Genomic DNA, 12,819 nt, shown 5'->3' with positions numbered 1-12,819 from the left:
TGCCGAACAGCCCGCTCCGTGCGGGCTGTTTCGCATTCAGGATTTGCCGTAAACGTCGCGCTGGAATAGGCTTCGGGCATGAACCCAGGCCCCACTGCCAAGGTCGCCGCAGCCCCCGCTGCCGCCGTACCCGACTACGTCCTCCAGCTTGAACGCGCCGCCCATTACCTGCCGCCGGAACAGCTGCCGCTGTTGCGCCGTGCCTGGGAAGTCGGAGCCGCCGCACACGCCGGGCAGACGCGCAAGTCGGGCGAGCCCTATATCACCCATCCGGTGGCCGTGGCCCAGGTGCTGGCCGAGCTGGGCCTGGACGTGGAAGCGCTGATCGCCGCGATCCTGCACGACACCATCGAAGACACCCCGCTGACCCGTGAGGCGCTGGCCGCCGAGTTCGGCGAAGCCGTGGCCGAACTGGTCGACGGCGTGACCAAGCTGGACAAGCTGAAGTTCCGCGACCGCCAGGAAGCGGCCGCCGAGAGCTTCCGCAAGATGCTGCTGGCGATGTCGCGCGACCTGCGCGTGATCATGATCAAGCTGGCCGACCGCCTGCACAACATGCGCACGCTGGGCGCGCAGAGCCGCGAAGCGCGCGGCCGCATCGCCCGCGAGACGCTGGAGATCTACGCGCCCATCGCCCAGCGCCTGGGCATGAGCCTGGTCAAGAGCGAGCTGCAGAACCTCGGTTTCAAGGCGCTGTATCCGTGGCGCCACGCGATCCTGGAAAAGCACATCCGCAGCCAGCCGGTGGTCCGCCGCGAAGCGCTGGCGCAGGTGGAAGTGCAGCTGTCGCAGCGGTTGGCGAAGGAAGGCATCGAGCACCGCCTGGTCAGCCGCATCAAGACCCCGTGGAGCATCTACAACAAGATGCGCGACGAGAACAAAACCTTCGACCAGGTGATGGACGTGTTCGGCTTCCGCCTGGTGGTGCGCAGCGTGCCCAGCTGCTACCACGCGCTGGGTTCGGTGCATGCAACGTTCAAGCCGCTGGATGGGCGTTTCCGCGATTTCATCGCCATTCCCAAGGCCAACGGTTACCAGTCGCTGCATACGGTGCTGTTCGGGCCGTATGGTTCGCCCATCGAAGTGCAGATCCGCACCGAAGAGATGGACCTGATCGCCGAACGTGGCGTGGCCGCGCACTGGACCTACAAGTTCGGCGGCGATTCACCGAACAGCGCGCAGAGCCGCGCACACGCCTGGATCGTTGAACTGATCGACTCGCAGCGTGCCGCCGGTTCCTCGCTGGAGTTCCTCGACAACGTCAAGGTCGACCTGTTCCCGGACGAGGTCTACCTGTTCACCCCGAAGGGCAAGATCCTGGCCCTGCCGCGCAATTCCACCGCGCTGGACTTCGCCTACGCCGTGCATACCGACGTCGGCAACATGGCCGTGGCCTCGCGCGTGGACAAGAAGCTGGTGCCGTTGCGCACCAAGCTGGTGTCGGGCCAGTCGGTGGAGATCATCACCGCACGCTCGGCCACGCCGAAACCGCAGTGGCTGGAATTCGTGGTTACCAGCAAGGCGCGCACCGCCATCCGCCACCAGCTCAAGCAGCTGGAGCACGAAGACGCAGTGCAGCTCGGCCACCGCATGCTCGACCGTGCGCTGGAGGCGATGGATTCCTCGTTGGAGCGGCTGCCGAAGGGGCGCCTGGATGCGTTCCTGGCCGAGCACCGCTTCCCGCGCCTGGAGGCACTGCTGGCCGAGGTCGCACTGGGCAACTGGATGCCGACCCAGGCCGCGCAGGCGCTGATGGCCTACGCCGAACTGCGTGGCGGCCCGCATTCGCGCCACCACTCGCAGGAAAAGATCCTGATCAACGGCAGCGAGCGCGGCGTGGTCACCTTCGCCGGTTGCTGCCAGCCGATTCCCGGCGACGAGATCATGGGCTACCACACCGCCGGCAAGGGCATCGTGGTGCACCGCATGGACTGCCCGAACCTGGCCGAACTGCGCAAGTCGCCCGAGCGCTGGGTGCCGATCGGCTGGGACACCACCGTTTCCGGCGACTACGACACCTCGCTGGTGGTGGAAGTGGAGAACGGCACCGGCGTGCTGGCGCAGCTGGCCGCCGCCATCGCGCAGAGCCACTCCAACATCGAACGGGTGGACTACCTGGACCGTGACTTCAACGCCGCCGTGCTGGCGTTCAACATCCAGGTGCGCGACCGCAACCACCTGGCCGAAGTGATGCGCCGCCTGCGCCGCCTGTCGGTCGTGCAGTCGGTACGCCGCCAGTAATGCGAACCCGGTAGTGCCGGCCGCTGGCCGGTAACTTCGCGGTGCTTCCGACGTTCATGGGTTTGCCGGCCAGCGGCCGGCACTACCGAAGCGGCGCGGTAGATCCACGCCATGCGTGGATGCGCCCCCACCCGGTACAATCACCGCTCTGTTTTCCCCCAAGCACCGGAGCGACCCATGTCCCGCCAGATCATCAACACCGAAAAGGCTCCCGCCGCCATCGGCCCGTACTCGCAGGCCGTGCGCGCCGGCAACACCGTGTATTTCTCCGGCCAGATCCCGCTCGACCCGGCCACCGGCGATATCGTCGGCGCCGGTGACGTCGAAGCGCAGGCCCGCCGCGCCTTCGACAACCTCAAGGCCGTGGCCGAAGCCGCCGGCGGCTCGCTGGACAAGGTCGTGCGCCTTGGCCTGTACCTGACCGACCTGGGCGAGTTCGCCAAGGTCAACGCCGTCATGCAGGACTACTTCCAGGCCCCGTACCCGGCCCGTTCCACCATCGAAGTCTCCGGCCTGCCGAAGGGCGCCAACTTCGAGGTCGACGCGGTGATGGTCATCGACTGACCGCCACGTGGCACGCAAGGCGGCGGTCACCCCGGTCCTGTCACCGTCCGGCGAAGCATCCTTGGCGATGCTCGCGGGCGTCGGTCCGGCCGTGGCCGCCAAACTGCAGGCGCGTGGCCTCGCCACCCTGCAGGATCTCTGGCTTCATCTGCCGCTGCGCTATGAAGACCGGACCCGGCTGACCCGCATCGAAGACCTGCGCAACGGCGTGCCGGCGCAGGTGGAAGGGCGGGTGGTCGCGGTCGAGCGTGGCATGCGCTACCGGCCGATGCTGAAGGTCGCCGTGGAGGATGAAGGGCAGGGCACCCTGGTGCTGCGCTTCTTCCACTTCCGCCAGCAGCAGGTCGGCCAGTTTGCGGTCGGCAACCGGCTGCGCTGCTTCGGCACGCCCAAGCCGGGCCACCTCGGCCTGGAAATCGTCCACCCCAGCTACCAGGTGCTGGGCCGCAATGACGATCCCGAACTCGGCGACCGCCTCGACCCGGTGTATCCCACCGTGGAAGGCGTTGGCCCGATGACCATGCGCAAGCTGATCGGCCAGGCGCTGGACCGCCTGCCCGAGGAAAGCACGCTGGAACTGCTGCCCAGCGGTTGGCTGGATGGCCTTGGCCTGCCGTCACTGCGCAGCGCGCTGCTGACCGTGCACCGGCCGCCGCCGGATGCCGATCTGGCCGCGCTGGCCGCAGGCACCCATCCAGCGCAGCGTCGTCTGGCAATGGAAGAGCTGCTGGCCCATCACCTCAGCCTGCGCCGCCAGCGCATCGCCTTGCAGGCGCACCATGCGCCGCCGCTGGCCGGCCCCGGCAAGCTGGCCAAGGCGCTGCTGAAGCAGCTGCCGTTCGCGCTGACCGGCGCCCAGGCGCGCGTGTTCAAGCAGATCCGCGAAGACCTCGCGCGGCCCAGCCCGATGCTGCGGCTGGTGCAGGGCGATGTGGGCTCCGGCAAGACCGTGGTCGCCGCGCTGGCGGCGATGCTGGCGGTGGAGCAGGGCAAGCAGGTTGCATTGGCTGCGCCCACCGAGCTGCTGGCCGAACAACATCTCAACAACCTGCGCGGTTGGCTGGAACCGCTCGGCGTGCGTATCGCCTGGCTGGCCGGCAAGGTCACCGGCAAGGCGCGCGCCAAGGTGATGGAGCAGGTCGCCAACGGCGAAGCGCAGGTGGTGGTCGGCACCCACGCGCTGATGCAGGAGGCGGTGGTGTTCCAGGATCTGGCGCTCGCCATCGTCGACGAGCAGCACCGCTTCGGCGTGCACCAGCGGCTGGCCCTGCGCGACAAGGGCGCGGGTGGCAACAGCGTGCCGCACCAGCTCGTGATGACCGCCACGCCGATTCCACGCACGCTGGCGATGTCCGAATACGCGGATCTGGATGTCTCGGCCATCGACGAACTGCCGCCGGGCCGCACCCCGGTGCAGACCGTGGCACTCAACAACGACCGCCGTCCCGAACTGATCGAGCGCATCGCGCTGGCCTGCCAGGAAGGGCGGCAGGTGTACTGGGTGTGCACGCTCATCGAGGAAAGCGAAGAGCTCGACGCCACGCCGGCGCAGGCCACTTACGAATCGCTGCAGGCGCTGCTGCCGGGCGTGCGCGTGGGGCTGGTGCATGGCCGCCTGAAGGCCGCCGAGAAGCTGGCGACGATGGTGGCGTTCAAGGCGGGTGAGATCGATCTGCTGGTGGCGACCACGGTCATCGAAGTGGGCGTGGACGTACCGAACGCTTCGCTGATGGTGATCGAGAATGCCGAGCGCCTCGGCCTGGCCCAGCTGCACCAGTTGCGCGGCCGCGTGGGCCGCGGTTCGGCGGTGTCGCGCTGCGTGCTGCTGTACCAGGCGCCGCTTTCGCAGATGGCACGCGAGCGTTTGCAGACCATGCGCGAAACCAACGATGGCTTTGTCATCGCCGAGAAGGATCTGGAGCTGCGTGGCCCCGGTGAACTGCTCGGTACCCGCCAGACCGGCCTGGCCGGTTTCCGCATCGCCGATCTCGCGCGTGATGCCGGCCTGCTGCCCGGCGTGCATGACCTGGCCGAACGCCTGCTGGACCAGCAACCCGCGCTGGCCGATCGCGTGGTGCAACGCTGGATCGGCACCGCCGTGCGTTACGCCTCGGCGTAATGCCGCATTGGTGGGTGTGGACCCTGGTCCACACATCCACGCATGGCGTGGGTCTACTGCGCGCCGCGCGCGTGAGTCGAGCATGGCTCGACTCTACAGACAGCGCTTTCGATCACCTTCCCGTCATCCCCGCATGGCGTAGATCTACAGCGCCAAACGTTCCGACAGGCCGGGTAGCACGAGATACTCGGACGCCTTCCCGACGCGCTCTTTGCTGACAAGCCCAGACGCCACCAATCCGTTCAGATCCTTCAACGCGGTCGGATAGGTAATGGTGTGTGCCGCCTGGTGGCTGGCGACGGTGTAGGTCCGGTCAGGATCCTTCAGCGCGTTGGCCAGCAACGCGCGCTGACGATGATTGAGAGGCACACCGCCAAGCCGGGCGGTTCGCAGCACGCGTCGCGCTGCCTGATCCTCCGCATGCTTCCTGGCGATGTAGGCATGCAAACCCTGGATCGATTGCTCAATCGCCTCCAGTTGTTGCGCCACGAAGTAGCCAAGATCCCGGTTGTCGCTTTCGGTGTAGAGGTAGGCCCGCATGTACTTGCCTGGGGACTCCTTCAACACGCTGGAAATGGAGAAGTACTCGGTCATCCAATATCCGGCATTCATCATCGCCCAGTAGAACAGTGCGCGTGCCGTACGGCCATTGCCATCCACGAAAGGATGGTCATAGCCAATCTGGAAATGCAGTGCGATGGCTTTGGCGACAGGATGGATGAACGGTGTGCTTTCCTCATTGATGAACGTGCACAGCCGCTCGATCCGTGCGGGCACTTCCTCGGCCGGAGGAGGGATGTGCAGCAGCGTAGGTGGTGAGCCGCGATCGAAGATCGCAACGTTGTCTTCGGCGGTTCTGAAACGCCCGCTGTCGGTTGGAAGCTCCAGCGTGCCGTCGGTGAGGATGCTGTGCAGCTCCAGAATCTCGCCGGGAGTGATCGGGCGTATGCCGCGCTCGCGGATCACGTTCATTGCCACGTAGTTGTTGTAGATCATGCGCTCGGACTGGTCGCGCGGCGCACGGCCTGTGCTCAGCATTTCCTTTGCCACCGCCCGCGTGGTCGAGGCGCCCTCCAGCTGCGATGAGGTCATCGCTTCCTCGATCAGCGAGCGGATCAGGAACCGTCCTTGGCCGCTGGCAGCATCCACACCCTTCACCGAGCCTGCGGCCTCCCGATCAATGTAGTGCAGGTGCCGCTGCATTGAATCGGTAAGTGCCAGCCTGAAGGGTTGCTGCGTCTTGTCCAGCAACAGCGGTAGCGGCTTCAGCAATGCTGCGCGCGTCCACGTGATGCCCAGCCACCATTGCTCCGCGTTCAGGCCCGCCGGTGGCGCTCTGTGGCGGACTTTGTCCCAGTGCTCATAGGCGCCGTTCACCTCGGGCCCGATCCGGGCGTCCAGGATGGTACCGAGGGTCTCCATGTACTTCCGGGTGAGGGTTGCCAGATCGGGAGCTGGCGCGGGCAGCTTCATGGTTGTTTTCTATAAAATGTTCAACACTTTTTATAGCAAATGATGTTGGGCGCTCCAAGCGACCCGAACTAGAATCTGTTCATGTTCGTGAGTGCGTTGGGCGGGGCGTTGGTGGGGCAACGGATCCAACCCTCTCCACTACATCTTTGCCGCCGGGGCAGACCGGTATTGCAACGGTCATCATCCCGGTCCACACTTCGTTGCCGATCTGAAGACGGCAACGATGACCCACAAGATCCCCCTGTTGATCGACACCGACCCCGGTGTGGACGACGCCCTGGCCCTGCTGATGGCCTTTGCCGATGAACGGCATGACGTGGTCGCCCTGACCATCGCCGCCGGCAATGTCGGCCTGCAGTACACCGTCCGCAACGCCCTCAAGCTCTGCGACATCGTCGGCCGCGCCGACGTACCGGTGTTTGCCGGCAGCCCGGATCCGCTGCTGCATCCCTCCGTTGACGCCGCCCACGTGCATGGCCGTGACGGCTACGGCGACGTGGACCTGCCGCCGCCGAGCCGCCAGGCTGAAGCCGAGCACGCCGCACTGGCCATCCTGCGCCTGTCGCACGAGCACGCCGGTGAACTGATGCTGGTGATGCTTGGCCCGCTGACCAACCTGGCCCTGGCACTGAAGCTGGACCCGACCCTTCCCGAGCGCATCAAGCGCATCGTGGTGATGGGCGGTGCGGTCACCTGCCACGGCAACATCACCCCGGCGGCCGAATTCAACATCGCGTTCGATCCGGAAGCGGCGCACGTGGTGTTCACTTCGTTCAAGCACCTGCTGGTGTCGGACTGGGAGGCCACCGTTGCCCATGGCCTGCCGCTGCAGGATGCTGAAAAGTGGCTGCAGGCCGATTCCGATCGCGCCCGTTTCTACGAGCTGATCTCGCGCAAGACCCGTGGCCTGTCCGAAGACAGCAAGGGTGGCCGCTGGTATACCGCCGATGCGGTCGCCATGGCCTGGGCGCTGAACCCGGAAGGGCAGCTGCAGGTCGAATCGCGGCCGCTGAACGTGGAGCTGAACGGTACGTTCAGCCGCGGCGCCACTATCGTCGACTGGAACCGCCAGACCGGCCAGCCGGACAACTGCGATCTGCTGATGGCCTACGACCAGCAGCGTTTCGAGGCCCTGGTGCGCCAGGCCCTGGGCGCGGACTGAAGTCTGTTGGCCCGCACCGGTTGCCCCGAGCGGCAACCGGTGCTTATAATGCCGCTCTTGACCACCAGCCCATTTACGGTGTGAGCCCATGAAGGCCGATATCCATCCGAACTACCGCGACGTCGTCTTCCATGACGTCACCTCCGATTTCAAGTTCCTGACCCGCTCGACCATGGGCACGAAGGAAACCATCCAGTGGGAAGACGGCAACGAATACCCGCTGGTCAAGGTTGAAATTTCCTCTGCTTCGCACCCGTTCTACACGGGCAAGCACAAGGTCATCGACACCTCGGGCCGTATCGACAAGTTCCAGAAGCGCTACGCGCGCTGATCTGTCGATCCAGCTTCGAACCGACGGCCGCGCTCTGCGCGGCCGTTTGTTTTTCCCCAACGCCTACCCAACGGGCGTTTGGATGGACGGAACACTGCGTTCGGATGACAACGCTTTTGCCGATCCGGGCCGCTCAACGGCCGGCGTCTGGCCGCCTGTTGTATACGACTTCTGTCTAGCGCCGGGCAAATGCTGCTGTGCGATAATGGCGTGATCCCCGGCACAGGCCGAGGACGTCATTCACGTGCCTGACCAATGCGCTTGGGCAGGCGCCTTCCCATGAAGGAGCGCACACAGTGTCCGATCTTGATCAGGTCACGCTCAACGCCGGCGATAAGTCGGTCGTTCTGCCCGTCATCAAACCCACCCTTGGCAACGACTGCGTCGACATCGCGAAGCTGACCAAGGAAACGGGGTATTTCACCTACGATTCCGGCTTCACCGCGACGGCCAGCTGCAAGTCCGCCATCACCTACATCGACGGCGACAAGGGCGTGCTGCTGTACCGCGGCTACCCGATCGAACAGCTGTCGGAAAAGTCGAGCTACGTCGAAGTGGCCTACCTGCTGATCAACGGCGAGCGCCCGAGCGCCGAGCAGCTGAAGGCCTTCACCGACGAGCTGGCGGCTGAAGCCAACGTCGATGAGTCGATCAACACCCTGATCGGCAGCTTCGCCAAGGATGCACATCCGATGGCCATCCTGACCGCCGCCATCGCGCAGCTGTCGGGCATCTACCACGCCTCGCTGGACCTGTCCGACGCCGAACAGCGCCGCCAGGCCGCTGTGCGCCTGATCGCCAAGGTGCCGACCCTGTCGGCGCTGATCTACCGCCACGGCAAGGGCCTGCCGGCCAACAAGCCGGACACCTCGCTGGACTATGTCAGCCGCTTCCTGAAGCAGACCTTCGAGTCGGCTGATGGCCAGTACGATCTGAACCCGGACGTGGTCAAGGCGCTGGACCTGCTGTTCATCCTGCACGCCGACCACGAGCAGAACGCCTCGACCTCGACCGTGCGTCTGGTCGGCTCGACCGGTGCCAACCCGTACGCGTCGGTTGCCGCTGGCGTCACCGCGCTGTGGGGTCCGGCCCACGGCGGTGCCAACGAAGCCGTGCTGAAGATGCTGGAAGAGATCGGCAGCGCTGACAACGTCGAGTCCGCCGTGGTCAAGGCCAAGGACAAGACCTCCGGCTTCCGCCTGATGGGCTTCGGCCACCGCGTGTACAAGAACTTCGATCCGCGCGCCAAGGTCATCGGCGAGATGACCAGCAAGGTGCTCAAGCAGCTGGGCGTGCAGGATCCGCTGCTGGACGTGGCCGTGAAGCTGGAACAGGCTGCGCTGCAGGACGAGTACTTCGTCGCCCGCAAGCTGTACCCGAACGTCGATTTCTACAGCGGCATCATCTACAAGGCGCTGCAGATCCCGACCGAGATGTTCACCGTCATGTTCGCCCTGGGCCGTACCTCCGGCTGGGTCTCGCATTGGCTGGAACAGCAGGTTGACCCGGAAATGAAGATCGGCCGTCCGCGCCAGGTCTACACCGGCAGCGACGTGCGCGACTACCAGGGCTGATCGCCCGCGTAGATTGTGCCGAGAACGCCCCGCATCTGCGGGGCGTTTTTTTTGGAGCGGACCTGGTAGGTGCGGACCGTTGGTCCGCACGATTTCGGCGCCCGCGAAAAATCATCCACGCATGGCGTGGATCTACCACCGCATCCGCCTTCGGTAGGTGCCAACCTTGGTTGGCACGCTCTTCACCGCGCCAAGACCGCGTGATTCAAGGGTCTCGCCAGCTTCACAAGCGCTCGCGCAGCCTCAGGACGCCAGCTGCATCCGCAGCATCTGATCCGGAGCGTCCGTCCCATGAGTACCCGATTCGACCCACCCGAGCGCGGCCCGCTCGGCCCTGACGTCGGCACTGTCGTCGCCGCCCCCATCGTCGCCCCGCCAAGCGAAAGCGCCGTGTCCTGGGGTGCAATCTTCGCCGGTGCCGCCGCCGCCGCCGCGTTGTCCCTCATCCTGCTGATTCTCGGCGTGGGCCTGGGGCTGTCCTCGGTGTCGCCGTGGTCGTTCGAAGGCGTCAGCAAGGAAACCTTCGGTTGGTCCAGCATCATCTGGCTCACCTTCACTGCGCTGGCGGCTTCGGGTCTGGGTGGCTATCTGGCAGGACGCCTGCGTACCAAGTGGACGCAGATCCACGGCGACGAAACCTACTTCCGCGATACCGCACATGGCTTCGTGTCGTGGGCGGTGGCCACGCTGCTCACCGCCGGTCTGCTCACCTCGGCCATCGGCGGCGTACTCGGCACGGGCGCGAAAGTGGCCGGTGCCACGGCTGGTGCTGCAGTATCCACCGCCGGCGTCGCCGCAGCGGGCGCCGGTAGCGTTGCGGCGGCTGCACCGGAAGGCGACCTCAACTACTGGGTGGACTCGCTGTTCCGCAGCGCCACCAGCGCAGGGCCGTCTGATCCTGCAACGCCGCCTCCGCCGGGTGCGCCGATGGATCCGAATGCGGCCCCGTCGCCGCCGGTCGCAAGCGTCGGCCCGCGCGACGCGCGCATGGCCGCACCGCCGCGTCCGATGCCGGGTAATGGCCCGGTGGCTGACCGCCGTGAAGTGCGTGCCGAGGTGAATCGCATCATCGTCAACAGTCTGCAGGGAGATGGCCTGGATCCGGCCGACACCCAGTACCTGTCCCAGCTGATCGCGCGCGAGACCGGCATGAGTCAGGCCGAAGCGCAGGCGCGCGTGACCGATGTGCAGACGCGCATGCGTGCTGCGCTGGAGAAGGCCAAGAACACTGCCAAGCAGGCGGCCGACGACGCCCGCAAGGCAGCAGCGTATGCCGCGCTGTGGCTGTTCATCACGCTGCTGATCGGCGCGTTCTTCGCCAGCCTCAGCGCCACCTGGGGCGGCCGCCGTCGCGACCTGTAACCCCCGTTCCATGCAAGGAGACCTGCCATGAAAATGATTCTGCTCTGGTTGTTGGGCGTGCCGATTCCGCTGCTGATCCTGTACGCGATCTTCTTCTGATCGCGCGCCAATGCGAGGTCCACGCATGCGTGGATGGGTATTTGTAGGGTCGAGCCGTGCTCGACTCTACAAAACCTTGCTTCAGGATCTGAACGAATTCTGACACTGAGTGTCGCTTTCACATCTTTTCGGATCTATTGCATAGGCATCACATCCGGGGCGATAGAACCTGAGGGCACTTACTCAGCCACGGAGACCACCATGAACCGACTGCTTGCCATTGCCCTCATCGCCACGCCGCTGGCTCTGCTGAGCCCGCACGCATTTGCCCAGTACACCGGCCCAGGCGCAGGAACCGCTGCCAGCACCGTGGCCGATGCGCGCGCCCAGCGCGACGACCAGCCGGTGGTGCTGCGTGGCAACCTCGTCGCCAAGCTTGGCCACGAGCGTTACCAGTTCCGCGATGCCAGTGGCCAGATCGAAGTGGAGATCGATGACGAAGACCTGCCGCAGCAGGCCATTGGTGCGGACACCGTGGTGGAACTGCATGGCAAGGTCGATACGCATCGGTTCAAGCCGACCGACATCGATGTTGATCGCGTGGCCGTGGTGCCCGCAGGCTGAGGCTCGCGCTCATTGCGACATGTAGAGTCGAGATCCTATGTTCGTGGTCAAGCCTGCTGGAAGCAGGCTTGACCCACCTTCAGCATGGCCGGATCGAAGTCCCGGCCGCTTTTGAAGACACCCCAGGCGATCCTGGCCAGCTTTCTGGCCAGGATGTTGAAGACGGCGGTGCTGGGGTGACCGCGTTTTGACAGCTCGTCGTAGAGCGGTTGCCCCCGGCGACACCGCTTGAGCCCCATTGCGGCCATGTAGAGCATCTGGCGCAGCACTGGCGCGCCCTGTTTGGACAGCCGACGCCGTCCCGTTCTGCCGCCAGACTCGTTGGGCCGGGGATCCAGGCCGGTGCAGGCGATCCACGCGTTGGCGTTGGCCAACGGCCAGCGCGTCATGTAGTAGATCAGGTGAGCGGCGACGGCAGGGCCGATACCAGGGATGGTCAACAGGCGCTTGTAGAGCGCGCCATGCTCTCCATCGCGACCCAAGCGCTGCAGTTCGCTTTCCAGCTCGGACAGCGTCCCAGCCAGAGCGCAGAACAGATCTGACAGCTCCCCGGGGGCACTTTTGCTTACCCCGAAGGATTGCTCCAGGCGCGCGCGTGTCTTTACCAGCGTCTGCCGCTTGCGCAGCAAATCGTGCATCTGCTGCTGCTCGTCGGTACGCGGTACGTATTCACGCAGGCGATCGCTCTCCTTCTTCACGTACCGGGCGATCGCTTCGGCGTCCATGGCGTCCGTCTTGCCACGCGAGCCCGTCGCCCGGCCGTAGTACTTGATCAGACGTGGATTGATCACATAGACAACGTGGCCTGCCTGGCCAGCCATCCGAGCCAACAACTCGTAGTACCGCCCCGTCGCCTCCATGCCAATCCGGCATCGCTGGGGCAAGGTGTTGAGCCACTGGGCTATGCCGGCCCGGGTGTTGGCGATCCTGTCGCCAGCCTTGCGGTCGGCCACTGCCGGTACGAACTCCTTGGAGTCCACGTCCACGCCAATATCGAGAGAATCAGACATTTGTACGGCTCCCAGCTATCTTTAAGGGGCTGGGGTGGTACCGCACCGACGTTAGCTTGCCTACATCGACGATCCCCTTTGGGGGCCGTACGATCCTTTATCGACGTTCGTGTGCGGGATGGGGATCGCTCGACTCGTCTGTCGGCTAGTATCCGCAGATGCATGCTTGACGGTCCCTCCACCCTGGCTCCTACATACCGCGTAGGAGCCGGGAGGAACATACAAGCCATGCTCGACTCGCACGCACAGCGCGAACAGCAGTCGAGCATGGCTCGACTCTACAAAGGCGAGGCAATGAGGTTTGTTGTATTCAATGGATG

10 protein-coding genes are annotated in these 12,819 nt (G+C 65.1%); 8 read left to right on the top strand and 2 right to left on the bottom strand.

The features are described from left to right. The first annotated feature begins 78 nt into the window (after positions 1-78). The 3 genes from ACZK45_RS17570 to recG all read left to right on the top strand — a co-directional run bounded on the left by ACZK45_RS17570 (position 79) and on the right by recG (position 4,924). A complete protein-coding gene (locus ACZK45_RS17570; protein WP_019661980.1) occupies positions 79-2,241 on the top strand; it encodes a RelA/SpoT family protein in 2,163 nt (720 codons plus the stop codon). Between the two features lie 177 nt (positions 2,242-2,418). Further along, complete coding sequence (locus ACZK45_RS17565) at positions 2,419-2,805, top strand: RidA family protein (protein ID WP_005410875.1); 387 nt, start codon at positions 2,419-2,421, stop codon at positions 2,803-2,805. A gap of 7 nt (positions 2,806-2,812) precedes the next feature. After that, a complete protein-coding gene (gene recG / locus ACZK45_RS17560; protein WP_032127835.1) occupies positions 2,813-4,924 on the top strand; it encodes an ATP-dependent DNA helicase RecG in 2,112 nt (703 codons plus the stop codon). Positions 4,925-5,068: 144 nt separating this feature from the next. Here the strand turns inward: recG and ACZK45_RS17555 are convergent, their stop codons facing one another. Continuing rightward, on the bottom strand, positions 5,069-6,397 hold the full coding sequence (locus ACZK45_RS17555) for a Fic family protein (protein ID WP_125894093.1): 1,329 nt from the start codon (positions 6,395-6,397) through the stop codon (positions 5,069-5,071). A 223-nt stretch (positions 6,398-6,620) separates the two neighbouring features. Between ACZK45_RS17555 and ACZK45_RS17550 the strand changes: the two genes are divergently transcribed. The 5 genes from ACZK45_RS17550 (at position 6,621) to ACZK45_RS17530 (ending at position 11,489) form a co-directional block, all read left to right on the top strand. Beyond that, positions 6,621-7,559, top strand: a complete 939-nt coding sequence (locus ACZK45_RS17550) for a nucleoside hydrolase (protein ID WP_032127836.1) — start codon at positions 6,621-6,623, stop codon at positions 7,557-7,559. Between the two features lie 88 nt (positions 7,560-7,647). Beyond that, positions 7,648-7,890: a type B 50S ribosomal protein L31 gene (locus tag ACZK45_RS17545; protein WP_005418951.1), complete on the top strand. Its 243-nt coding sequence runs from the start codon at positions 7,648-7,650 to the stop codon at positions 7,888-7,890. A 296-nt stretch (positions 7,891-8,186) separates the two neighbouring features. Then, positions 8,187-9,464: a citrate synthase gene (locus ACZK45_RS17540; protein WP_032127838.1), complete on the top strand. Its 1,278-nt coding sequence runs from the start codon at positions 8,187-8,189 to the stop codon at positions 9,462-9,464. Positions 9,465-9,755: 291 nt separating this feature from the next. Next, positions 9,756-10,826 (top strand): hypothetical protein, encoded by a 1,071-nt coding sequence (locus ACZK45_RS17535; protein ID WP_125894095.1) that lies wholly within the window; start codon positions 9,756-9,758, stop codon positions 10,824-10,826. A 300-nt stretch (positions 10,827-11,126) separates the two neighbouring features. Then, complete coding sequence (locus ACZK45_RS17530; RefSeq protein WP_125894097.1) at positions 11,127-11,489, top strand: NirD/YgiW/YdeI family stress tolerance protein; 363 nt, start codon at positions 11,127-11,129, stop codon at positions 11,487-11,489. A gap of 47 nt (positions 11,490-11,536) precedes the next feature. Here the strand turns inward: ACZK45_RS17530 and ACZK45_RS17525 are convergent, their stop codons facing one another. After that, positions 11,537-12,442 carry an IS110 family transposase gene (locus tag ACZK45_RS17525; protein WP_478445006.1) on the bottom strand — a complete coding sequence of 302 codons (906 nt, stop codon included), beginning with the start codon at positions 12,440-12,442 and terminating at the stop codon, positions 11,537-11,539. Positions 12,443-12,819 lie beyond the last annotated feature (377 nt).

This window comes from Stenotrophomonas sp. 63632_Sma, assembly GCF_056482875.1.
The sequence above is the reverse complement of the archived record's forward strand: the minus strand, read 5'-3'. Positions and strand labels throughout refer to the sequence as shown.

What these genes read in the sequence shown, in the direction of transcription:
- ACZK45_RS17545 (WP_005418951.1), top strand. Translation starts at nt 7,648, where the DNA reads ATGAAGGCCGATATCCATCCGAACTACCGCGACGTCGTCTTCCATGAC.
- ACZK45_RS17570 (WP_019661980.1), top strand. Translation starts at nt 79, where the DNA reads ATGAACCCAGGCCCCACTGCCAAGGTCGCCGCAGCCCCCGCTGCCGCC.
- ACZK45_RS17530 (WP_125894097.1), top strand. Translation starts at nt 11,127, where the DNA reads ATGAACCGACTGCTTGCCATTGCCCTCATCGCCACGCCGCTGGCTCTG.
- ACZK45_RS17550 (WP_032127836.1), top strand. Translation starts at nt 6,621, where the DNA reads ATGACCCACAAGATCCCCCTGTTGATCGACACCGACCCCGGTGTGGAC.
- ACZK45_RS17535 (WP_125894095.1), top strand. Translation starts at nt 9,756, where the DNA reads ATGAGTACCCGATTCGACCCACCCGAGCGCGGCCCGCTCGGCCCTGAC.
- ACZK45_RS17565 (WP_005410875.1), top strand. Translation starts at nt 2,419, where the DNA reads ATGTCCCGCCAGATCATCAACACCGAAAAGGCTCCCGCCGCCATCGGC.
- ACZK45_RS17555 (WP_125894093.1), bottom strand. Translation starts at nt 6,397, where the DNA reads ATGAAGCTGCCCGCGCCAGCTCCCGATCTGGCAACCCTCACCCGGAAG.